The sequence below is a fragment of the Inquilinus sp. KBS0705 genome (assembly GCA_005938025.2).
GTDB lineage: Bacteria > Bacteroidota > Bacteroidia > Sphingobacteriales > Sphingobacteriaceae > Mucilaginibacter.
The window spans coordinates 1,202,208-1,224,138 of record VCCI02000001.1; the positions used below are offsets into that span (position 1 = coordinate 1,202,208).

General features: G+C 41.0%; 21 protein-coding genes. 4 read left to right on the forward strand and 17 right to left on the reverse strand.

Features of this window, described 5'->3' with window-relative positions; all coding sequences use genetic code 11:
- Positions 1–15: 15 nt before the first annotated feature.
- The 5 genes from FFF34_005395 to FFF34_005415 form a co-directional block, all read right to left on the reverse strand.
- The gene (locus FFF34_005395; GenBank protein ID TSD66836.1) at positions 16–501 is read right to left on the reverse strand and encodes a DUF4126 family protein; all 486 of its coding nucleotides are present in this window, start codon (positions 499–501) and stop codon (positions 16–18) included.
- Positions 502–643: 142 nt separating this feature from the next.
- Complete coding sequence (locus FFF34_005400) at positions 644–4,090, reverse strand: efflux RND transporter permease subunit (GenBank protein ID TSD66837.1); 3,447 nt, start codon at positions 4,088–4,090, stop codon at positions 644–646.
- A gap of 29 nt (positions 4,091–4,119) precedes the next feature.
- Entirely contained in the window at positions 4,120–5,223 is a 1,104-nt protein-coding gene (locus FFF34_005405) for an efflux RND transporter periplasmic adaptor subunit (GenBank protein TSD66838.1), read from the reverse strand.
- Positions 5,224–5,253: 30 nt separating this feature from the next.
- Positions 5,254–6,600 (reverse strand): TolC family protein, encoded by a 1,347-nt coding sequence (locus tag FFF34_005410; GenBank protein ID TSD66839.1) that lies wholly within the window; start codon positions 6,598–6,600, stop codon positions 5,254–5,256.
- Positions 6,601–6,691: 91 nt separating this feature from the next.
- A complete protein-coding gene (locus FFF34_005415; GenBank protein ID TSD66840.1) occupies positions 6,692–7,318 on the reverse strand; it encodes a TetR/AcrR family transcriptional regulator in 627 nt (208 codons plus the stop codon).
- A gap of 148 nt (positions 7,319–7,466) precedes the next feature.
- Between FFF34_005415 and purB the strand changes: the two genes are divergently transcribed.
- Positions 7,467–8,810: an adenylosuccinate lyase gene (gene purB / locus FFF34_005420; GenBank protein TSD66841.1), complete on the forward strand. Its 1,344-nt coding sequence runs from the start codon at positions 7,467–7,469 to the stop codon at positions 8,808–8,810.
- Between the two features lie 12 nt (positions 8,811–8,822).
- Here purB and FFF34_005425 read toward each other — a convergent pair whose 3' ends face one another.
- The gene (locus FFF34_005425; GenBank protein ID TSD66842.1) at positions 8,823–9,389 is read right to left on the reverse strand and encodes a hypothetical protein; all 567 of its coding nucleotides are present in this window, start codon (positions 9,387–9,389) and stop codon (positions 8,823–8,825) included.
- Between the two features lie 113 nt (positions 9,390–9,502).
- Here FFF34_005425 and FFF34_005430 point away from each other — a divergent pair, with 113 nt between their 5' ends.
- A complete protein-coding gene (locus FFF34_005430) occupies positions 9,503–10,054 on the forward strand; it encodes a NifU family protein (protein ID TSD66843.1) in 552 nt (183 codons plus the stop codon).
- Between the two features lie 117 nt (positions 10,055–10,171).
- Here the strand turns inward: FFF34_005430 and FFF34_005435 are convergent, their stop codons facing one another.
- The 8 genes from FFF34_005435 to ppk1 form a co-directional block, all read right to left on the reverse strand.
- Positions 10,172–10,963, reverse strand: coding sequence for an inositol monophosphatase (locus FFF34_005435; protein ID TSD66844.1), 792 nt, complete (start codon positions 10,961–10,963; stop codon positions 10,172–10,174).
- Positions 10,929–11,414: a GtrA family protein gene (locus FFF34_005440; protein TSD66845.1), complete on the reverse strand. Its 486-nt coding sequence runs from the start codon at positions 11,412–11,414 to the stop codon at positions 10,929–10,931. The genes FFF34_005435 and FFF34_005440 overlap by 35 nt, the downstream gene beginning before the upstream one ends.
- The gene (locus tag FFF34_005445) at positions 11,407–12,588 is read right to left on the reverse strand and encodes a diacylglyceryl transferase (GenBank protein TSD66846.1); all 1,182 of its coding nucleotides are present in this window, start codon (positions 12,586–12,588) and stop codon (positions 11,407–11,409) included. Before FFF34_005445 ends, FFF34_005440 begins: the two co-directional genes overlap by 8 nt.
- Before the next feature lie 31 nt (positions 12,589–12,619).
- The gene (gene mtaB, locus FFF34_005450) at positions 12,620–13,939 is read right to left on the reverse strand and encodes a tRNA (N(6)-L-threonylcarbamoyladenosine(37)-C(2))-methylthiotransferase MtaB (GenBank protein ID TSD66847.1); all 1,320 of its coding nucleotides are present in this window, start codon (positions 13,937–13,939) and stop codon (positions 12,620–12,622) included.
- 164 nt (positions 13,940–14,103) lie between these two features.
- A complete protein-coding gene (locus FFF34_005455) occupies positions 14,104–14,670 on the reverse strand; it encodes a UbiX family flavin prenyltransferase (GenBank protein ID TSD66848.1) in 567 nt (188 codons plus the stop codon).
- Between the two features lie 41 nt (positions 14,671–14,711).
- Positions 14,712–14,957: a hypothetical protein gene (locus FFF34_005460; GenBank protein ID TSD66849.1), complete on the reverse strand. Its 246-nt coding sequence runs from the start codon at positions 14,955–14,957 to the stop codon at positions 14,712–14,714.
- A gap of 227 nt (positions 14,958–15,184) precedes the next feature.
- The gene (locus tag FFF34_005465; protein ID TSD66850.1) at positions 15,185–16,060 is read right to left on the reverse strand and encodes an exopolyphosphatase; all 876 of its coding nucleotides are present in this window, start codon (positions 16,058–16,060) and stop codon (positions 15,185–15,187) included.
- Positions 16,057–18,111 carry a polyphosphate kinase 1 gene (gene ppk1 / locus FFF34_005470; GenBank protein TSD66851.1) on the reverse strand — a complete coding sequence of 685 codons (2,055 nt, stop codon included), beginning with the start codon at positions 18,109–18,111 and terminating at the stop codon, positions 16,057–16,059. Before ppk1 ends, FFF34_005465 begins: the two co-directional genes overlap by 4 nt.
- Before the next feature lie 161 nt (positions 18,112–18,272).
- Here ppk1 and FFF34_005475 point away from each other — a divergent pair, with 161 nt between their 5' ends.
- The gene (locus FFF34_005475) at positions 18,273–18,764 is read left to right on the forward strand and encodes a YajQ family cyclic di-GMP-binding protein (protein ID TSD66852.1); all 492 of its coding nucleotides are present in this window, start codon (positions 18,273–18,275) and stop codon (positions 18,762–18,764) included.
- A gap of 202 nt (positions 18,765–18,966) precedes the next feature.
- On the opposite strand, the gene FFF34_005480 is transcribed toward FFF34_005475, so the two are convergent.
- Positions 18,967–19,404: an Hsp20/alpha crystallin family protein gene (locus FFF34_005480; protein ID TSD66853.1), complete on the reverse strand. Its 438-nt coding sequence runs from the start codon at positions 19,402–19,404 to the stop codon at positions 18,967–18,969.
- Between the two features lie 135 nt (positions 19,405–19,539).
- Between FFF34_005480 and FFF34_005485 the strand changes: the two genes are divergently transcribed.
- A complete protein-coding gene (locus FFF34_005485) occupies positions 19,540–19,986 on the forward strand; it encodes an acyl-CoA thioesterase (GenBank protein TSD66854.1) in 447 nt (148 codons plus the stop codon).
- 88 nt (positions 19,987–20,074) lie between these two features.
- Here FFF34_005485 and FFF34_005490 read toward each other — a convergent pair whose 3' ends face one another.
- Positions 20,075–21,472 carry an FAD-binding protein gene (locus tag FFF34_005490; protein ID TSD66855.1) on the reverse strand — a complete coding sequence of 466 codons (1,398 nt, stop codon included), beginning with the start codon at positions 21,470–21,472 and terminating at the stop codon, positions 20,075–20,077.
- A gap of 5 nt (positions 21,473–21,477) precedes the next feature.
- A complete protein-coding gene (gene folB / locus FFF34_005495) occupies positions 21,478–21,834 on the reverse strand; it encodes a dihydroneopterin aldolase (protein ID TSD66856.1) in 357 nt (118 codons plus the stop codon).
- Positions 21,835–21,931: the final 97 nt, after the last annotated feature.

Sequence of the window (21,931 nt, forward strand, 5' to 3'; positions counted from 1 at the left end):
TAAGATGTTAAATTTTTACACGGTGCGTGCTATGGCTATGCCTGCACTTATGGCCAAAGCATCCTCTATACCACCTACTAAAGCATCAGGTATTATTTTGGTTTTAGCCAATGCCTTACGTAAAAAAAAGCAGCCAAACGTTGAGGCAACAGCGGCAGCGCTGCCTATCAAGCTGCCAACCACCATATTTTTGCCTGCAACCCTATAAACCGCAGCACCCGCCACGGCACCAGATAAAGCACGGCCTATTAAACCCGGTGCAGCAGTACGGTTAGGGGCAGTTGGTAGTTTATCGCCAATGAGTTCTCCTGCGGCAAGCACCTTAAATATTTTTGAGGTAGTGATGGTTTGTAAAAAGTCGAGCTTGCTCTTTCTAAGCTTTTTAGATGGGTGTCTGCTATACATATGGCTGATAACAGCCGGGGCTATAAACGTGCGCATGCCGGCAATAAGGCCTAAGCCGGCGGCTTGTGTGAATGGGTTGGTTGCTGATGATTTCATCTTTATGAATATTTACTAAACAAGTATCAATAACCATTCCTAAAACAAGGTATACCTTTAATACATGCAGTTTAAAAAATCATTAAAATAAAAAAGGCCTCCTGGTTTCCCCGGAGGCCTTTTGGATATATAGATGTTGATTTTAGGCTTTAGCTTGTTCTATCTCTATCAGGCGTTGCTCTTTTGCAGATAATTTCTTTTCGCCGAAGAAATAGTTCTTCATATTTACACGGATGATGTACATACATGGCACCAATATCAAGGTGATAATAGTGGCAAAACCAAGTCCGAAGATCATTGTCCACGCCAATGGCCCCCAGAAGGCAACGTTATCGCCACCAAAGTGTATGTGTGGTTCAAAGTGAGAGAACATGCCCACAAAGTCGATATTAAAACCTACGGCTAATGGTATCAAACCTAATATAGCTGCTGTAGCGGTTAATAATACCGGTGTCATACGTGTATGGCCGGCTTCAACCACTGCATCGTGCAGGCTGGTACCCTGCTCTATTAACATATCGGTAAACTCTACCAGTAATATACCGTTACGCACTACCACACCCGCAAGGGCTATGATACCTACACCGGTCATTACAATGGCCATGGTCATACCAAATATGCTAACGCCAAGCAATACTCCAATGATACTAAAGAATATCTCGCTGATGATAATGAAAGTTTTACCCACCGAGTTAAACTGTATCATCAGGATGATCAATATCAAACCAAATGATGTAGCTAAAGCACCGCCGAGGAAGGTTACTGCCTCGAGTTGGTCTTCCTGGCCGCCACCCTGCCTGATAATGATATCGTCAGCATGTTTAAAGTTGGCAATGGCCTTAGTGATATTATTGTTAACATCATTAGGGTTGTAAGGCTTTATAACACTTGAACCTAAGGTTAACACCCTGCGCTGTTGCTTACGCTTAATATTGCTGTAGGTATTGGTGTAACGTACATCGGTAAATGCAGATATAGGTACCTGGCGTATAGCACCGCCTGTAGCCAAATCACGATAGGTTATTTTTAAGTTGCGCAACTCATCAATATTACCACGCTGCGATTCCAGCGCCCTTACCTGTATCTTGTAATCATCTTCCTTAGTATTACGGAAGTTAGCCGCTGGCGCGCCAAAAACAGCTGCCTGAAGGTTATCATTTATGGTTTTGGTAGATATACCTTCGCGGTTGGCCCTTTCACGGTCAATGTCAAACACTAATTCGGGTTTGTCATTTTCCACGTCGGCTACCAGGTTTTCTATACCGGCTATATTTTGCTTAGCCAGGTAGTTCTTTAAACGGTTACCGGTTTTAACCAACGAATCCAGGTTGTCACCTATCAGCTCAATACTGATATCTTTTTGCACCGGTGGGCCCGAGGCTTCCTGTGCAACAGCTATTTTAGCGCCCGGCACACCCTGTACGGCACCACGTATACGTTTTAGTATGGCTTTTGTGTCCTTACCGTTACGTTTACCAAATTCAACAAAGGCAACAGTTACTTTACCTTTATTTTGGTAATCGCCCTGGTCTTCATCTGTAGGATCACTTACCCCTTTGGTTACGTTTGATATTACAGAGGTTACTACATCTTTATCAGGCTCAACAATCTGTGCTACCTTTTGCTCAACTTTTTTAGTTACCTCGTTAGTGGTAGCCTGGTCGGTACCAATTGGCATGGTAATGTATATATAAGCAAAGTTAGGGTCGCCCGATGGGAAAAATTCAGGTGTTTTGCCTATTGTGGCAGTTAATATTATAGCCAAAATAAATAATCCGAAAGTGCCCACTAACATGGTAACCGGCCTTTTCACTGCCCTCTCCAGCCATTTGGCATACCAGTTTTGGAATTTTGGCCAAACATTGTTCTGGAATTTATCAATAGTTCTTAACAACACAAAGTGGTTAAGCAGATAAAGAATAATAAATAGTACTAATAAGTTACCCATGCCCATTGTCCATTTACCTACGGCAAACATGGCATAACTTAAAGCAGCCAATACCGATAGTATAAGCAATACTTTAGTGGTTTTTTTATCCATTTTAGGGTTGTCGTGCTCTCCCTTATGGTGTGGTTTCATAAAATCAACCGCGAAAACCGGGTTCATAATATACGCCACCACCAACGACGCCAATAATGTGATGATCAAAGTTATAGGTAAAAAGAACATAAAGTGACCAATTAAGCTATTCCAAAAGGCCAGTGGCACAAATGGTGCAAGGGTGGTCATGGTACCCGAAAACACCGGTAAAAATACCTCGCCGGCAGCCATTTTAGCAGCCTCCTTAATAGGTACTTTACCGTTGGCAAAAATACGGTGGGTGTTTTCTATTACCACAATGGCATCATCTACCACAATACCCAATGCCAGCAGGAACGAGAACAATACGATCATGTTGAGCGTAAAGCCAATGGCCGGCATAATCAAAAAGGCAATAAAACATGATAATGGAACTGACAGCGCCACAAATATAGCGTTAGTGGTACCCATAAAAAACATCAGGATAATGGTAACTAACAAGAAACCAATTACAATGGTGTTGATCAGGTCATTAAGTGTTGTACGCGTTTTATCACTCTGATCGCCGGTTACGGTAATGTTTAAGCCTTTAGGAAAAACTGTTTTCTGCTTTAGCTTTATCAGTTCGTTTATTTTGTCTGATGCCTGTATCAGGTTCTCACCCGCCCTTTTACTTACGTTTAAGGTAATTACATTTTTAAATTTAGGGTTGTCGTTAGTTTTTAAACGCGCATAACTCTCCTGCTCTAAAAATGAATCTTTAATTTCGGCAATATCGCGCAGGTAAACTGCCTGGCCTTTTGGGTTACGTATAACCATAGCGGCTACCTCGTCGGCATTTTTAAAATCCTGTTTCACATCAATACTGCGGCGTACGCCATCAGTTTTAACGCTACCTGCCGATGACAGGATGTTTTCGTTACCAACTGCTTGTATAATGTCGCCAAAACTTACCTGTGCGGCAGCCATTTTATTCATATCAACGTTTATCTGAATTTCGGGCGTTAAGGCACCTACTTCATCAACCTTTGATATCTCTTTATAGCTTTCAATCTCGTCCTTTAAAATATCAGCATACTCTTTAAGGCGTTTAAGGTCATAATCGCCGGAGATGTTAATGTAAAGTATCGGCAAATCGGCAACGTTGATATCTGAAATGGTCGATTCCTTTAAATTAGCATCATTTTGAGGCAGATCCTGCTTGGCTTTATCAACCGCATCCTTAACATCTATTTTGGCATCCTTAATATCGATATTTGCCTGGAACTCGGCTGTAATGATCGATACGTTTTGTACCGAATTTGATGTTACCTTTTTAAGGCCTTTTAACGATTTTAGCTTTTTCTCTATCTGCCTGGTCACTAAATTCTCGACGTTCTGCGGCGATTGGCCTAAAAACTGCGTAGTGACAAACACCTTTGACTGGGCTATATCCGGGAAATTCTCTTTTGGTAAGTTGTTGTAACTTATCAAACCCAATACCGTTATCAAAAATATGAGAACGTATATGGCGGTCTTGTTTTCTATGGCCCAACTTGAGGGGCCAAACTCTTTTTTAATATCTTTCATCTGTAACAGATCAGCTTATTAATAAAATATTAGTTAGCAGTTTGTAAAACCTTTACTTTATCACCGTCTTCAATATCCGAAGCACCCTCTGTTATCAGCTGGTCGCCGGCTTTTAAACCCGATAATATTTCAGACTGGCCGCCATAGGTTACGCCTACTTTAACAGTAACACGTTTAGCAACACCATTTTGGTTTAAGTAAACGTAGTCGCCATCTTCTGCACGTTGTACCGCTTTTACCGGTATCGCTATCGCGTCGGTTTTTGAGTAATCGGCTATTTTGATAATAGCCGTCATATTAGGGCGAAGGGTTTTACGGGTAGGTAGTTTTATCTCTACCGCAAAGCTACGTGATGTAGGGTCAATCGCTTTGGCAGCAAAGGTTACATTGGTAACCAGTGAGTCGTTTGCATCAGGTACCAGTATTTGTACTTTGTTACCTGTACCAACACGGCCTGCGTACGATTCAGGAACATCGGCTTTTACCTTTAATACATCAGCATCAACAATACGTATACCAGTGGTGCCCGGCTGTGCTACCTGGCCCAGTTTAAGGTCCATTTGATCTACAGTGCCTGATATTGGCGCCACAATACGGTATAAGTTTGCCTGCTGGCGTAAACCTGCTACCGATTTTTTGGCGCTTTGCAAGTTGGTTTGTGCTTGTAAAAATTGCACCTCGGTACCTATTTTTTGATCCCAAAGATTTTTTTGACGGTTGTACAGTTGTTGGGCAAGATCTAACTGCGCCTGCGATTGCGCTATGTTTTGTTGCAATACGCTATTATCCAATTGTGCCAATACCTGGCCCTTTGATACATGCTGGCCGGGTTTTGCATATATAGCAGTAATGGTACCTGCCGATTGCGGATAAGCGGTAACGTTATCCTGCGCATCAATTTTACCTTGTATTTGTACAAAGTTGGTAAATGCCCCGGTTTTAACGGCGTAAACCGCTACATCGGTGGTTTTGCCCGAATCACTGCTACCAACTTCGGCCTGCAGTTTGGTTATTTTAGCGTTAATTTCTGCCTGTTGCTTTTGCAGATCGGCTAACTCGGCTTTTTTGTCTTTTGGCTTAGACGCGCAAGCCGCCATTAACAGTATAAACGGTATGTATATTAATTTTTTCATCTTGTATTGATATATGTGGGTTTAGTGTATTTATTGTATTTTTCCGTATGCTTTATCCAGGTCTACTTTGCTTACTAAGGCATCGTATAAGCCTTGTATATATTTATTATCGGCATCTTCAAGTGCTGTTTGGGCCTGTGTAACCTCTATACTTGAGCCTACTCCCTGCTGATACTTGATCTTTGATACCCTTAACACTTCGCGGGCCAGTTCCTGGTTGCGCTTTTGGTTATTAAGCGATTGCAAGCCGTTGAAATAAACAATTTTTGCCTGGCTGGCTTGCAGACTTAAAGCATTTTTAAGGCTGCTTAAATTATTTTGGTTTTTTTGAACGGTGATTGCCGCCTGCTTAACCTGGTTTGAGCGTTGAAAACCGCTGAAAATAGGCACGTTTAAGCTTAAACCTATATAGCTTGACGGGAAGCTGTTGCTATATAAATTACTAAAGTTGTTGTTTTGATACGATGCCGCATAGCTTGCATTGGCTGATAGTTTTGGTAAAAACTGTGCTTTTTGGCGTTTAAGGTCAAACTTGCTTAGCTTAAGGCTGGTTTCTAACAAACCATACTCAATGCGGTTACGGTAAAAAGTAGTATCGGTAAGTGTGTTTGCTACATCATCGGTAAGGGCAACATCGCTAAGGCCATCTTTTAATGTTAGGTTATACTCAATTGGCATACCTATCTGAAATTTCAGCAACTGATAGTTAAGTGCCAGTAACCTCACTGTGTTTTCGCGGGTGGTTATCAGGTTGTTGTATTGAACGGTTATACGGTCAACATCAATTTTTTCTACAAAGCCTTGTTTGTTTTGGGCAACTGTTTGATCCAGCTGTTGTTTTAGCTGCGCTATATTGGCATCCAGCAACTTTATCTGCTCGTTGCTTACCAATACCTGGTAGTAAGCTTTGGTAACATTTACACCAACATCAATACGGGTGCGTGTGTAAGCGCGGTTATAAAGCTCCTTGTATGTTTTACGGCCCTGCAAGCCAACTATGTAGCTGGGGTCGAAAAGTAGCTGATTAACGCTTACGCCTAAGTTAGACTGGTATTTAACACCAAACTTTACCGGAATAAAAGTACCGGCCGGCTGGCCAAAAAACTCGCCGGGTAATAAAGTAGTAGGTATTTTTAAATAGTCCTGAAAAGCAGCCGAGCCGCTGATTTGCGGAAGTCCCTGGCCTATGGTTTCTTTTACTTTATAATCAGCACTTTTAACATCAAGGCCGGCATTAACCACCGAGTCTTTATGGGTGTATGCATAATTAATGGCATCGTTAATAGAAAAATTATACGTTTGGCTTGCGGGTTGTTCCTGCGCAAACGTACGCAGGGCCCCGGTTATTAGCATTAGTAGGGTTATTATTCGTTTCATTTAGTTGATATATATGATAGGTTATTTATGTTATTGTTATGCAAAACAATGGGTTTGGTTGACAACCTTATGTCAGCAAGTATTATAATTATTATGAATTTATTTGTTCGTGAACGTTTTTGTACTGGTCAAGCAGTTTGTGGCCTTTTATGGTACAAATACCGTAGTTAAAATGCTCTAACAATTGCACTTGTACACGCCACGTATTAAACTGCGCTACCGGGAATATCATAGTGTTGAAGCCCATTTCTACCTGGTTAACCCGCATAGTGGCTAAAATCTTCACATCTATATCTTCGCGAATAAAACCCTGATCCATCCCCTTCTTTAAAAGTTCTTCCAGTTTGTTGATCATGACAGATGCTTTAAAATTCTGAAACGCCTGCCATGCATCAGGGTGATATTTTTGCATATCATGAAATACAATAGGATTTATCCTCGAAAAAATATCTTCAGAGCATTTCATCATATTAATCATTTCCTCTATCACATTTGCCGAACTTTCTATAATGGCATTAATTTGGTCTTCGTCTTCTTTTAACCTGCTTTTTACCAGGGCTACTACTAATTCGTTTTTATCGCTAAAAAATTGATAGATGGTTTTTTTGCTCATGCCTAAATGCCTGGCTATATCATCCATCGTAACGCTTTTTATACCGGCTTGCAAAAACAAGTCGAGTGCGCCTTTTATTATTCTATCTATTTGACCGTTTGACATTATGGGTCAAAACTATGGAAACATTTTTAGATTTCAAAGTTTCCAAAGCAAATTACGTTTGGCTGACAAAGTATATACATATGAACATTACTATATTGGACATTCCCTTAAATGTTACATATTGTTATCTTTGCAAAAATTCATTTACATGGAATTAAATTCCCTTTCTGCTATATCCCCTATTGATGGCCGTTACCGTAACGCAACTTCAAGCCTTGCCGCTTATTTTTCTGAATACGCCCTTATTAAATACCGGGTATTTATTGAGATAGAATACTTTATAGCCCTTTGCGAGCACCCATTACCGCAACTACAAGGTTTTGATAAAACCAAGAGCGAAAAGTTACGCGACATTTACCGGAATTTTACCGAAGCTGATGCCGCCGCCATAAAGGATATTGAGAAAACTACCAACCACGATGTTAAAGCGGTTGAGTATTTTATTAAAAAGGAATTTGATAATTTAGGATTAGAGGAATTTAAAGAGTTTATCCATTTTGGCTTAACCTCGCAGGATATTAATAATACTGCCATTCCCTACTCATTTAAAATGGCACTTAACGAGGTTTACTTTGGTGCCTTTGACGAATTGCTTGGCTTGCTAAAAAAGTATGCTGCCGATTGGGATGCTATACCTATGCTTGCACATACACACGGGCAACCGGCATCGCCAACCCGTTTAGGTAAAGAGATCAACGTATTTGTTGAACGTTTAGAAAACCAGTTGGCTTTATTAAAAGCTATACCTTACTCGGCTAAGTTTGGCGGGGCTACGGGTAACTTCAATGCCCACCATGTAGCCTACCCGCAAATAGATTGGAAAGCTTTTGGTAATAATTTTATCAATAACACCTTAGGTTTACACCGCTCGCAGTTTACCACCCAAATAGAGCATTACGACAATTTTGCCGCGCAGTGTGATGCCTTAAAACGCATTAATAATATATTGATAGACCTTGACCGCGATATATGGACCTACATATCCATGAACTTTTTTAAACAGAAGATAAAAGCCGGCGAAGTGGGTTCATCAGCCATGCCGCACAAGGTTAACCCTATAGATTTTGAGAACAGCGAGGGTAACTTAGGTATTGCCAATGCTTTGTTTGAGCATTTGGCGGCCAAACTGCCCATATCCCGCTTACAGCGCGATTTAACCGACAGTACCGTACTACGCAACATTGGCGTGCCTGTAGCGCATACATTGATCGCTTTTAAATCGACCATAAAAGGTTTAAATAAATTATTGCTGAACGAAATGGCCATTAACGCCAGCCTGGAAGCTAACTGGGCGGTGGTTGCCGAGGCTATACAAACCATCTTACGCCGCGAGGGGTATCCAAACCCATACGAAGCATTAAAAGAGCTTACACGTACCAACACGCAGGTTAACGCGCAAACCATTGCCGGTTTTGTGGATGGTTTGGATGTGAGTGATAATGTTAAAGTAGAGATAAAAGCAATTACGCCGCAGAATTATACGGGGGTATAGATTGAAAGTTAGTTATTTGCTTTTTTCGTCATCAACTAAAGTAAAATTATTATAGATTTTAGCGTCAACAGGTGCCAAAAGTAGCAGCTGGTCTTTCCTATCAAGGATTTTGCACTCGGACTTAATAACATCTCCTGAAACGTCTTTTAGAAATGCAATTTCTCTTAAATCATCGAAAGTATTATCCGGGTCGTCTCGATACGTAAAGAAACAGACAGTCGATTTATAATTTAAGTAACCCGCAGTAATATAGTTTCTTTCTAAATATTTGGCCAAAGAAATAAATTGTTTTCTTTCTGTAGTTTCAAACACTGAAAGCCCTTGTTTGGTATAGTAAGAAGTAGAGTCTCCCTCCCGTGGACCACCATTAATTTCAATCACGCCGTTTTTGATTTCATAATTGGTATTGAATTCACTGGCTGGAAGTTTATTAATTAGCACTTCCATTTTCAATAAAGCATTTTGAACATCGGATGCATTGTCTTTAAATTTAATTTTATTTCTTTCTGCAGAATTATAATAACACGATGCATTTATTAATATAAAAATCGTAATAAAGAACACCCTAAGAGATTTCATTTAATTGGATTGGACTGGTTTTGTCTGTCAGTGTCAAGTAAAACTAAGAATAACAAACACAAACAACCAAAAACCTGCTTACATTTGTTCAATAAGATACAAAAATTACAAAGATGAATATCAGCGTATATACCGAAACCACACCGAACCCGGCAACAATGAAGTTTATTGTAAACAAGTTGCTGATAAACGGTAGCGTGGATTTTGCCACTAAAGAAAGTGCAGAGGCATCGCCTTTTGCTAAAGAATTATATAAATTTTCGTTTGTTAACGGTGTTTTCTTCGCCAGTAACTTTGTTACAGTTACCAAAACCGAGGGCAGTGATTGGGAAGACATACAACCGATACTGAAAGAGTTTGTTAAAGGCGCGGTTGAATCGGAATTAAAGGTGCAAGCGGTTGAACAAGCCGAAAATGTTGATTTTGAAGGTACCGAAACCGAAATTAAAATACAGCAAATATTAAACGATTACGTTCGCCCGGCTGTTGAGCAGGATGGTGGTGCTATTAGCTACCGCTCGTTTGATGCCGGTGTAGTTACTGTCGAGCTTCGCGGTTCGTGCAGTGGTTGCCCTTCATCTACCGTAACGTTAAAAGCCGGTATCGAAAACCTGCTTAAACGCATGGTGCCCGAAGTTACCGAGGTAGTTTCTGAAGCACTTTAATATCTGCCACGAATTTCACTAATTGAATCGAATTAAAATACGAAGCCCGTTGATTTATCAGTGGGCTTTTTCTATATCATTGATTAGTGAAATTCGTATCAATTCGTGCAATTAGTGTTAGTTAAAATAACTGCTGATATAATCCAATAATTCCTGCGTTATTAAGCCGTTAGTAGCTAATAGCTCCCGTTTCTTTATCACTTCGTTACCGCCGGTAAAGTTGACCACCTGTCCCTCTGCTTGTTTTACAATAACAATTCCGGCTGCAATATCCCAGGCGTTAAGGTTATATTCATAAAAAGCTTCAAAACGACCGCAGGCAGTGTAAGCCAAATCGACAGCGGCCGAGCCTATGCGGCGGATGCCGTGGCAATTGCGCATCAGGTGGGCAAACAGTTCCAGATAGCGGGCCTGCAGGCTAAAATCGTAATATGGGAAACCTGTTGCCAGCAAACTGCCGCCTACGGTTGGTATGTTACTTACCTTTATTTCGTTGCCGTTTAAATAAGCAGGCGCATCGGTATGGGCATAAAAGCATTCATCCTGGTTAACTTCGTAAACTACACCTAATACGGGCTCATCGTATTCCTGCAAGGCAATGCTAACCGAAAACGTTGGCAGTCCGTGTATAAAGTTAGTGGTGCCATCTAAGGGGTCTATTACCCAATTAAAGCGCTCTTCTACCCTGTTCTGGGTTTTTTCTTCGGTAATAAAACCCGCTTGAGGGAAGATCTTTTCTAAACCGGCTACAATTTTTTGTTCGGCGGTTTTATCTACATACGATACCAGGTCGTTTAAACCTTTATATTCTATTTTATCGGGGTCGAAGGTTTTGCGCTCCTGCCTGATAAACTGGCCGGCTTCTTTAGATACCTCAATTACCTGGCTGATGATCTGGTTTAGCTGCATGATGTGTTCTGAGTGATAAACTGAACGAAAAGAATTTATGTATAAAATAACTTGCTACAAACAAACTTAATGCCGCGCATATACGTGCCACCGGCGGATAAATATTAAAAGATTGTATCAGTAATTTTAATACACCCAAATTGGCAAAAAAACCTACAATAGCAACCGATATAAACCTGAAGAATTGCTTGTGCAGCGGCAGTTTTGATTCGGCAAACACCAATAAGCGTGTCATGGTAAAGTTAACCAGCACACCCAAAAAGAAGGATATAAATAACGACAGCGTGGAATTGCGAACCGTATAATTAAATATTACATAGGTGATTTGCGTAAGTACCACGCGATAGAACAAATAGTATGCGCCAATATCTACCAAAAAGCCCGATCCCGCCGATAGTAAAAAACGTATAACCTGGCTTTTGGTTATCTTATACCAGAGTGTTTTAGGCATTTGCAGCCGGTGCTTTTTTGTAACGATTATAGCCTGTATATATTAAGGCGGCACCACCAATTACCATGATAACTGAGATCATTTCTGCTTGAGTGAATGGTACACCGGCTACTACATATTTTGTATTAACACGTATCAATTCAACAGTGAAACGCTCTACACCGGCCAGTATCATGTAGATGCCAAACAATACGCCCGGTACTTTTAATTTGTGCCTAAGCTGCCACAATACTAAAAATAATAACAGACAAATAACTGATTCGTAGAATGATGTGGGATATACCGGTAGTTTTAATGCATAACAAAACTTGCCAACACAATCAGGCAAATGCTCCATCGTCTGGTCGTAAGGATTACCATTTACATTATGTGGAAACTTAAAGCTCCACATCCAATCGGGTGCCCAGCTTAACCAACCGGGTTTTGGTGCCAGGTTGGGTATTCCCCAATCGCCGTCGCCGCTCATTTGGCAGCCTATGCGGCCAAGGCCGTAAGCCAGCATCATGCCCGGCGCGCCAATATCCAGCATGTTAAAGGGTTTAATACCGTGTTGGTAGGCAATGTATAGCACTGCTGCCCCACCGCAAATTAACCCCCCGTAAAATGTTAGGCCGCTAAAGCCTATCAGCATGCCTGCCGGGTCGCGCATAAACTCGCCCCAGTTTTCTAAGGCGTTAAATAATTTTGCGCCTGCAAAACCACATATGGCTGCCCATAGTAAAATACTACCCATCAATTCGTGCGGGTGCACGGTAATGCGGTGTGTTTCGGGTTTGGGTAAAACCTGTTTTTTATTTTCGGCGTATGCCCAGTAGGCAAAGCCCGCGGCACCTAAAATACCACCCAGCCAATTACCTTTTAGCGATAACAGGAAGCTTTGCGGATCGTCTATCAGTGCGCTGTAATTTAAAACAGAATCGAGCAGTTTGTAGCCTAATATAAAGCCGAACAAGCCATTGCCCACTAAATCTATAACAGATACCGGGCCGCCAACTACAACTGTTTTTTCAAATGGATGTATGTAGCCTAATTTTTCTTTACGCTTAAATTCTTCGCTAAAGGCCCAATATCCACCCATAAAGGCAATAGCTACAAAAAAGCCAAATGTTTGTATGGGCAAGGGAATGTTAACACCGGTTAAGTAATCTATCAGCGAAGAAAGGGTTGGAAACATATTTAGGTTTTTGTAAGGGCGAATATAATAGTTAATGCACTAATATTTCTTCGCTTTCTGTTATTTCAACATCACCATCCGGTGAAATTGCCGTTAAATAAACCGTTTTAAGTTCGTTAACCAGTATAGGGTCGTACTTGGCTTTTACCTTTACGTAGTTGCGTGTAAAGCCATGCATAAAGCCGTCTTTAATATCGCCCTCAAATAGTACCTGGTCGGTTTTATTTAGCTGACTTTCGTAAAAAGCGCGGCGTTTTTTGTCGGATAGTATGTGCAGCATCTTGCTCCTGTCTGCCCTGGTAGACCCAGGTACCGAACCGCTCATTTCGGTAGCAAGGGTATTTTCACGCTCCGAATAGGTGAATACATGCAGGTAAGATATATCCAGGTCATTCAAAAAGTTGTAGGTATCTATGAAGTCTTCACGCGTTTCGCCGGGGAAACCTACTATCACATCAACACCAATGCAACAATCGGGCATTAGCTGCTTTATTTTTGCTACCCTGTTGGTATATAAGTCCCGTTTGTACCTGCGGCGCATTAATCCTAATATTTTATCAGACCCTGATTGTAACGGGATATGGAAGTGCGGCACAAAGCGTTTTGATGTGGCTACAAAAGCTATTATCTCATCGCTAAGCAGGTTTGGCTCGATAGATGATATTCTGATGCGTTCAATGCCTTTCACCTCGTCCAGCGCCTTTACAAGGTCAAAGAATTTATCTTCGCGCTGGCCGTTGCGTATGCCAAAATCGCCAAGGTTAACCCCTGTCAATACGATCTCCTTAACACCCGATGCGGCAATTTCTTTGGCCTGGGTTAAAACATTCTCGATGGTATCGCTGCGGCTGTTGCCACGCGCAAGCGGGATGGTGCAAAATGTGCAGGAGTAATCGCAGCCGTCCTGTACCTTTAAAAATGTGCGGGTGCGGTCGCCAAACGAATATGAAGGCACAAACTGGTTGGCCTCGCTCACCGGCTGGTTATAAACAATAGCCTTTGGGTTTTTGGTCAAATCGGTAATATAATCTACCAGCTGAAATTTTTCTGCAGCGCCTAAAACCATGTCAACACCGGGTATTTCGGCGATCTCTTTCGGTTTTAATTGCGCATAGCAGCCAACGATGGTAATAAACGCATCAGGAGATATTTTAAGAGCCTCTTTAACTATCTTTTTGCACTTTTTATCAGCATTATCAGTAACCGAACAGGTGTTGATAACATACACATTCGGCTTATCTGTAAAATCAACGGTATCAAAACCGGCCTGGTTAAACATGCGGCCAATAGATGATGTCTCCGAATAATTCAGTTTACAACCTAATGTATAAAAAGCTACTTTCTTGTTCATTTGCAAGGCGCAAAGATAACAATTATTGATTTACGGAATTAATGAGTTGTTGATTTGTATGTAACCACAATGTCAACTACTTTAAGAGGATAGCTAAACATGTTAGATTAATGATATTTCTTTATCAATCAATAATTCTATAAATCAGTCATTCAATAATTTAATTACATTCCCTCCCACCTGTAGCTCTGGTTCTCCAGCCCTATCAGGTCGATCACGCGGTTTACTACCGTCATGGCTACATCTTCGATGGTCTTAGGTTTGTTGTAGTAAGATGGCACTGCAGGGCATATTATACCTCCTGCTTCGGTAACGGTGGCCATGTTGCGTATATGGATGAGGTTTAAAGGGGTATCGCGGGCTACCAGTATCAATTTACGTCGTTCTTTTAATATCACATCGGCAGCGCGGGTAATCAGGTCGTCAGATACGCCGGATGCTATGCGGCCCAGTGTACCCATACTGCATGGTACAACAACCATGGTATCAAACCGTGCAGAGCCTGATGCAAATGGCGCCATAAAATCGTTTTTGGCATAAACCTTAAATGGGTAGTTACTATGGTTGCTATTATCGAGTTCAAACTCCCAAACCTGTTTGGCATTGTCGCTCATCACTATGGCCACCTCAGCTATCTGGCTTTGTAATTGCTGCAATTTATCAAGCAATAGTTTGGCATAAATGGCCCCACTGGCACCGGTAACGGCTACTACAATTTTCTTCTTTGTCATAATTATTATACAAAGTAAGCCAATAAATTTAATGTATGGGCTTAGTACCTAAAATCTTTACGCCAGAATTTTTCTATCGACCGTTGTGGCAGCCATTTGTATTTAACCCCATCTGTACGGGTAGCGTAGTAAAACACAACCCGCGAGCCGGGCCGCATATGTAAACTATCTATGGTAAAGTATTGCGAGTAGCGCACATGATAAACCCTGTCGCCCGGTTTATACAACGGCCGCTCTGTTGCACACGAAATGCAAAGCAATAGTGCAAATACCAGCAGGTATTTCATGAGTACAGGTTTAGGCGTAAGAAACTGCTTGCAGGCAGTATATAATCTTTATGTACGGTTATGTGTTTGGCTATAAATGCTTTTTAGGAGAATAAAAAAGGGTCGAATAACTCGTACTCGACCCTACATCTACCTATGAAAAACATGCCCTTTGAGCGGGCATCACAAATATAATAAGTGTTTTTTATATTATTAAACAATTTGTTAAAATAAATTTAACCTTCTATTTAATAATTTTTCTCGATAAGTGTTTGAATGATACCGTCTACCATACCCACGGTAGGCACATAAATATGTTTAATATTGGCCGATTTTAACACGGTTAAATAGATCTCACAGGCTGGGATTATAACATCTGCCCTATCCTGGTTAAGCCCTAAAACGTTGATGCGGTCTTTTAACGAAAACGAGCTAAGGTAGTTGTACAGATCTTTAAGTTTGGCGTAACTTAAAGGGGCGTTATCTTTTTCTTTAGATAGGCGGTAAAGTTTATTAATATTTCCGCCGGTACCTATGCCCCAAATGTTTTTATGTGAGCGGGTATTTTCGCGTATAAAATCGCGCATTTCATTCCAGGTCTCTTCTTTATCCTGGTTATCTAATATACGTATGGTGCCCAGGTTAAACGATTGCGAAGCCACCAACTCTTCATCGCTGAATAAGGAAAGCTCGGTACTACCGCCACCTACATCAATATACAGGTAGTTTTTGCCCTTATCAATATTGATCTCGGCATGGCTGGCATAAATAATTTTAGCTTCCTTTTCGCCATGGATGATCTCGAGGTTAATGTCGGCCTCATCCTTTATACGTGCAACAACTTCCTGCCCGTTAAGTGCCTCGCGCATGGCCGATGTGGCGCATGCCATGTAAGCGCTTACCTTGTAAACATCCATCAGGTTACGAAAGGCCTGCATAGATTTGATCAAATCGGTAGCCTTTTTGTCGGATATGTGTTTGTTTAAAAAAGCGTCATCGCCTAAACGTACAGGCACCCTTATCAGCGTGTTTTTTTTGAAGGATATAGATCCGTTGTTCTCTATAATATCTGCTATAAGCAGCCTTACAGCGTTCGATCCCACATCAATGGCAGCGTATCTCAATTTATTGTATTTTTGTTTTTAAGGTAGTTGTAAATGTCTATCTGGGCGCGTGTAAGCGTTTCTTCTTTTGTTTTTTGGTATTTATTTACACTTGTACCGGTAATTTCGCGGGCCTTTGTATTATCGCGCAGTTGTATATCAATAATATCTCTCACCTCTTTTTTAAGGCTCTCGTCGTATATTGGGAAACCAACTTCTACCCGGTTATCTATATTACGTGTCATAAAATCGGCCGAGGTAAGGTATATCAGTTCGTTGCCACCATTGCCATAAATATGAACGCGCGAATGCTCAAGGTATTTATCTACAATGCTGATGATCTTAATGTTTTCGCTGCAGCCTTTTACACCGGGTATCAGGCAGCACATACCACGAACGATCAGCTTTATACGTACCCCGGCGTTACTTGCCTGGTATAATTTTGCTATAAGCTGTTCATCGGCAAGGCTGTTCATTTTAAATATCATGTAGGCCTTTTTACCTGCTTTAGCCAGCTTTATTTCGTTATCAATAAGCTGGTATATGTTTGGCCGCGAATCTATTGGCGATACAATAAGGTTTTTTAAACCTTTGGGTAAGGTGTTTTTATTTAGGGCCCTAAATATGTTAACCAAATCGGCGGTTATTTTTTTATTTGCGGTAAGCAAGGTGTGGTCGGCATAAATAGCAGCCGTTTTCTCGTTAAAGTTACCGGTAGACAGGCAGGCGTAGTAAGCCTGCTTGCCTTTTTCCATACGGGTTACCAGGCATATTTTTGAGTGCACCTTATAACCATCCATGCCGTATAAAACGTTTACTCCACCCTCCTCCAGCCTGTTGCTCCAGTATATATTGTTCGATTCATCAAACCTTGCGCGCAGCTCCACCAAACAGTATACCCGCTTGCCATTTTTAGCGGCATTAATAAGCGCGTGAATGATCTTTGAGTTTTCGGCCAGGCGGTATACGGTTATGCTTATTTCTTTAACCTTAGGGTCGATAGCTGCCTCGCGTAAAAAGTGTATTACATAATCAAAAGACTGATATGGCGTACTGATAAGGAAGTCTTTTTTGGCTATCATCCCCATCAGGCTTTTACCAAACGACAGGCCATCAACCGCCAGCGGCAGATTTTTGGTGTATTCAAGGTCGGGCCGGCCTACATTAGGAAAAGCGATAAAGTTTTTAAAGTTATGGTAGCGGTTGCCGGGTATCAAATTCTCTTTACCCAGTTTCATTTTTTTTACCAGGTAATTCAGCATTTCCTCGGGCATTTCGCCGTCGTATAACAGGCGCATTGGCTTACCCTTGCTCCGTTTTTGTAGGCTTTTGGCTAAAGCGTCAATGAATTTTACGCTTACTTCTTTGTCCAGGTCAAGCTCGGCATCGCGTGTTAGCTGTAACGAGTAAGCTTCGATATTGTCATGATCGAAAATAAAGAAGATGTCCTCTAAATTATATCTGATGATATCATCAAGCAGGATAATAAACTTCAGGTTGTTGGTTTCGGGCAGTACCAAAAAGCGGGGTAAATTATCCGGAAACTCTATTAGCGCGAACCTTGATTTTTTACCATTGGTAAGCTTTACAAAAAAGTAAATGGCCCTGTCGCGCAATTCCGGCATCGGCAGGGTGTCATCCAGCATTATGGGTACCAGTGTAGATAATAGTTTTTCCCTGAAAAAGCTTTTTACAAATTCGCCACGGGTAACGTTTAGCTGTTTATCGTTCAGCAGGAATATCTTTTCTTCAGCAAGTTCTTTTACAATAATATCTTCGTACAGGTGGTTAAACTTGCGCTCCTGCTTTACCACTATGGTTTTTATCTGGGCCAGTACTTTTTTGGGGTTGTAACCTAAAATTTCTTTTGCTTTCTCGTTTAAGTTGGCCAGGCGCGACAGCGTGGCTACCCTTACCCTGTAAAATTCATCAAGGTTGGATGAGAAGATGGCCAGGAACCTTATCCGTTCAATTAAGGGTACAGCCGGGTCGGCAGCTTCCTGCAAAACCCTGTCGTTAAAGTATAGCCAGCTTATTTCCCGATTAATTAAAGGAATGTTTTTAGTATCCATATATGCCCTGCTCTACAAAACTGCTTATTTATTTGTTAATTTTATATTAACTTATTGGTATTTTAATGTGTGCTTTATATTAAGTACAATAAACAGCGCCAATATATGTGGCTAATACAAATCAAACATTAGCTTTGTATTAATTATTAAAACCAAAAAATATGCCCTCATTTGATATTGTAAGCAAAATAGATGGCCAAACGCTTGATAATGCTATTAACGTTGCCAAAAAAGAGATTTTAAACCGTTACGATTTCAACGACTCTAAAAGCACCATTGAACTGGACAAAAAAACCAACCAGATAGACATACTTACCGAAAACGACATGCGCGTAAAAGCCATTGAAGGCGCAATTATTAGCCGCATGGTTAAACAGGGCCTTGACGCTAAAGCGCTTGATTTTGGAAAGGAACATTACGCATCGGGCAACATGATACGTAAAGAAATAAAGATAAAAGAAGGTATTGATAAAGAAGCGGCCAAAAAGATAGTGAAGAAGATAAAGGATAGCGGCCTTAAAGTACAGGCATCTATTATGGACGACCAGGTGCGTGTACAAGCCAAAAAGATAGATGACCTGCAAGCGGTTATCAGCCTGTGCCGTAAAGAAGATTTTGGCCAGCCCGTGCAGTATATTAATATGAGGGATTAGGCCTCACCCCATCCCTCTCGTTAGGAGAGGGAGCTTTATAAATTTTCAAGTTCTTTCCTTTGGAGAAGGCTGGGTGAGCAAAAAAAAAGACCGCCCCATTATAGGGCGGCCTTTCTAACTAAACCAACTTTTATGAAAACAATCTTTAGTTGCCCCGTATAAACAGACCGGGGCTTTTTGCTTTTGCCTGTGGGCTTTCAGCTTACTTTACAGCTATTTCTCTTGATTGAAATTTAGCTTCTTCTCTTTTAGCTACAGTTAACCTTAATATACCATCGGTATAATCAGCTTCGATTTTTGAATGGTCGGCGCTATCAGGTAAGGTGAATGACCTTACAAATGAGCTGTAGCTGTACTCGCGTTTGCTGTATTTTTTAGATTCAGCAGTTTCTTCACTTTTATTTTCGGCTGATATAGTTAAAATGTTCTTGTCAAGGTTGATCTTAAAATCTTCCTTTTTTAAGCCCGGTACAGCCAATTCGATATGGAATTCGTTATCGTTTTCGGCAATGTTAACCGCAGGTACGCGGGTTACCAATTTGTCGCTTAAAAATGTATCGTTCAATATCGAATCGAATACATCGTTAAAGAATGGGCTTGCATTACTTTTTAGTCCGTTGTTAAATTTTACCAGTGTCATTTTTATAGTCTCCTTAAAATTTTGTTTTACTATTTTCGTAAACTGTATAATCAACACTTATACCAATACGTTTTTAAATACTTTTAGCGACATAATGTCGTTACTTTTAAAATTTACCCGACAAAAAGTCTTAAAATGGCTGAAAAAATATCAGATTATAAGTTTAAAACTGCTATCACCATTCGGTTTTCGGATATAGATGCAGTTGGCCACGTAAATAATGCAGTATACCTTACTTATTTTGAAGCGGCTCGTTTTAACTATTGGCGCGAGGTTACCAATTTAGATGTGAAGGAAACAGACATTATTGTAGGCCGGTCAGAGATCAATTATTTAAAGCCCGTAACCATTAACGACCAATTATTATGCTACGTAAGGGTGATACGGATTGGCAACAGCAGTTTTGATGTTATGCACGTGCTTACAAAAATCACGGATAAGGGCGAAGAAATATGTACTACCTGTAAAACAGTATGCATCAGCTACGATTATGATACCAATAAATCGATGCCTATTCCTGCAGAGGGGCGCCGAAAAATGATTGAATATGACGAGCCAAGGCTGATATTAAATACAAATTAGATGTGCAGATGTGCAAATTTCAGATGTGCAGATGCCTGTCAGTCGATTTTTTCATCTGCATATCTGCACATCTGAAATTTGAAATCGGTTAAAATATCTTTCCTGGATTCAATATACCGTTAGGGTCAAATACCGCTTTTATACCTTTCCAAATGGCAAAGTGTAGTGGCGTATATTTTAGGTGCATAAAATCTTTTTGAACCAGGCCAATGCCATGCTCGCCGGATATGGTGCCGCCTAAGTTTACCGTTAGTTCAAATATTTCGGTGATGCCATCTTTTAATTTGCTGTTCCAGTCGGCATCACTCATGCTTTCTTTAATAATGTTTACATGCAGGTTGCCATCGCCGGCATGGCCATAGCAAACGGATGAAAAGCCGTACTTAGCCCCTACCTCTTTAATGCCTTTTATAAGTAATGGCAAAGCAGCACGTGGCACAACAGTGTCTTCTTCTTTGTAAACCGAGTTTGATTTAACAGAAACGGCCATGGTGCGCCTAACGCGCCATATCTCCTCTTTTTGGGCCGATGAATCGGCAAATAATACATCCTGGCAATTATGCTGCTCTAAAACGGTATTTATCTGCTCGCAATCGGCAAATATTACATCCTGGTTAGTGCCGTCAACTTCTATTAACAAAAATGCTTCGATACCATCTTTCAGATCGAAGGTAATGCCATCGTGCTGTATTACCCATTCAATGCCCCGGCGCTCCATAAACTCAACCGCCGATGGTATTACACCTGCCCTAAAAATAGCCGATACAGCGGCGCAGGCATCCTCGTTGGTTGGGAACGATGCCAGCATCAACGCGTCTAAAGTTGGTTTAGGTATTAATTTAGTTACTATTTTGGTAACGATACCCAGCGTACCCTCCGAGCCTATTAACAATTGCGTAAGGTTATAACCTGATGCATATTTAAGTGTATTAGCTCCCGTCCATATCACATCGCCGTTAGGCAATACTACTTCTAAATTCAATATATATTCGCGTATGGTGCCATATTTAACAACCCTTGGGCCGCCGGAGCAATTAGCCACATTGCCGCCAATAAAGCAACTGCCTTTACTTGCCGGGTCAACAGGATAAAGCAGGCCTTTTTGCGCCACGGCATCAATAAATGTTTCGGTAATTACGCCGGGCTCTACTGTAGCCTGCAGGTTTTGCTCATCAATATTCAGGATGTTATTAAAACGCTCCATTGATAGCATCAGGCCGCCGTTTATGGCCAGTGCGCCACCTGCTAAACCGGTTCCGGCCCCGCGTGGTGTTACAGGTATTAAATGCTCATTGCAAAGTTTCATCAATGCCGACACTTGCTCAACAATTGATGGCTTTACGACTACTTCGGGGTAGTAAACAAGGTCTTCGGTTTCATCGTGGCTATAGTTCTCAATAGCAGTTTTCTCGGTCAATACGGCTCCGGCTCCAGCAATAGCGGTTATTGCCGCCAATATATCCCCGGTAATTTTATTGTAGGTCATGGTTATTACTTATGGTAATTAAGCGTGATCACCGAATATTTAACAGGCCCTTTAAACGGTGGGTTAAGCTTGCGGATGGTTACTTCGGCTGTTTGTATAAAAGTAAAGGCCGTGGTAACACGTGTTAGTATGGCTTGCGCCACAGTTTCGATCAGTTTTTTGGGTTCCTGCATTTCTGCGTCGGCAATCTCATAAAGGGTTTCGTAGTTTACTGTATGGCTAATGTTATCGTCGCTAAGATTTGTACCTGTATCAAAGGCCACCTGTATATCCACCAAAAAATGAGTGCCTGTTAATTGCTCTTCGGGGTAAAAACCATGGTATGCAAAAAACTCAGCGCCTTGTAAACCTACTGTTATCATACTTCAAAAGTAGTGGTTTATTTGATTTACAAGGGCAGGTTTAATAATTTATAAAATATTTATTAAGCTATTTTTTTATAAAAAATAGCTTTAAACC

Excerpts from the sequence above, each read along its gene's own strand:
- FFF34_005395 (TSD66836.1), bottom strand. The coding sequence starts at position 501 with ATGAAATCATCAGCAACCAACCCATTCACACAAGCCGCCGGCTTAGGC.
- FFF34_005400 (TSD66837.1), bottom strand. The coding sequence starts at position 4,090 with ATGAAAGATATTAAAAAAGAGTTTGGCCCCTCAAGTTGGGCCATAGAA.
- FFF34_005405 (TSD66838.1), bottom strand. The coding sequence starts at position 5,223 with ATGAAAAAATTAATATACATACCGTTTATACTGTTAATGGCGGCTTGC.
- FFF34_005410 (TSD66839.1), bottom strand. The coding sequence starts at position 6,600 with ATGAAACGAATAATAACCCTACTAATGCTAATAACCGGGGCCCTGCGT.
- FFF34_005415 (TSD66840.1), bottom strand. The coding sequence starts at position 7,318 with ATGTCAAACGGTCAAATAGATAGAATAATAAAAGGCGCACTCGACTTG.
- purB (TSD66841.1), top strand. The coding sequence starts at position 7,467 with ATGGAATTAAATTCCCTTTCTGCTATATCCCCTATTGATGGCCGTTAC.
- FFF34_005425 (TSD66842.1), bottom strand. The coding sequence starts at position 9,389 with ATGAAATCTCTTAGGGTGTTCTTTATTACGATTTTTATATTAATAAAT.
- FFF34_005430 (TSD66843.1), top strand. The coding sequence starts at position 9,503 with ATGAATATCAGCGTATATACCGAAACCACACCGAACCCGGCAACAATG.
- FFF34_005435 (TSD66844.1), bottom strand. The coding sequence starts at position 10,963 with ATGCAGCTAAACCAGATCATCAGCCAGGTAATTGAGGTATCTAAAGAA.
- FFF34_005440 (TSD66845.1), bottom strand. The coding sequence starts at position 11,414 with ATGCCTAAAACACTCTGGTATAAGATAACCAAAAGCCAGGTTATACGT.
- FFF34_005445 (TSD66846.1), bottom strand. The coding sequence starts at position 12,588 with ATGTTTCCAACCCTTTCTTCGCTGATAGATTACTTAACCGGTGTTAAC.
- mtaB (TSD66847.1), bottom strand. The coding sequence starts at position 13,939 with ATGAACAAGAAAGTAGCTTTTTATACATTAGGTTGTAAACTGAATTAT.
- FFF34_005455 (TSD66848.1), bottom strand. The coding sequence starts at position 14,670 with ATGACAAAGAAGAAAATTGTAGTAGCCGTTACCGGTGCCAGTGGGGCC.
- FFF34_005460 (TSD66849.1), bottom strand. The coding sequence starts at position 14,957 with ATGAAATACCTGCTGGTATTTGCACTATTGCTTTGCATTTCGTGTGCA.
- ppk1 (TSD66851.1), bottom strand. The coding sequence starts at position 18,111 with ATGGATACTAAAAACATTCCTTTAATTAATCGGGAAATAAGCTGGCTA.
- FFF34_005475 (TSD66852.1), top strand. The coding sequence starts at position 18,273 with ATGCCCTCATTTGATATTGTAAGCAAAATAGATGGCCAAACGCTTGAT.
- FFF34_005480 (TSD66853.1), bottom strand. The coding sequence starts at position 19,404 with ATGACACTGGTAAAATTTAACAACGGACTAAAAAGTAATGCAAGCCCA.
- FFF34_005485 (TSD66854.1), top strand. The coding sequence starts at position 19,540 with ATGGCTGAAAAAATATCAGATTATAAGTTTAAAACTGCTATCACCATT.
- FFF34_005490 (TSD66855.1), bottom strand. The coding sequence starts at position 21,472 with ATGACCTACAATAAAATTACCGGGGATATATTGGCGGCAATAACCGCT.
- folB (TSD66856.1), bottom strand. The coding sequence starts at position 21,834 with ATGATAACAGTAGGTTTACAAGGCGCTGAGTTTTTTGCATACCATGGT.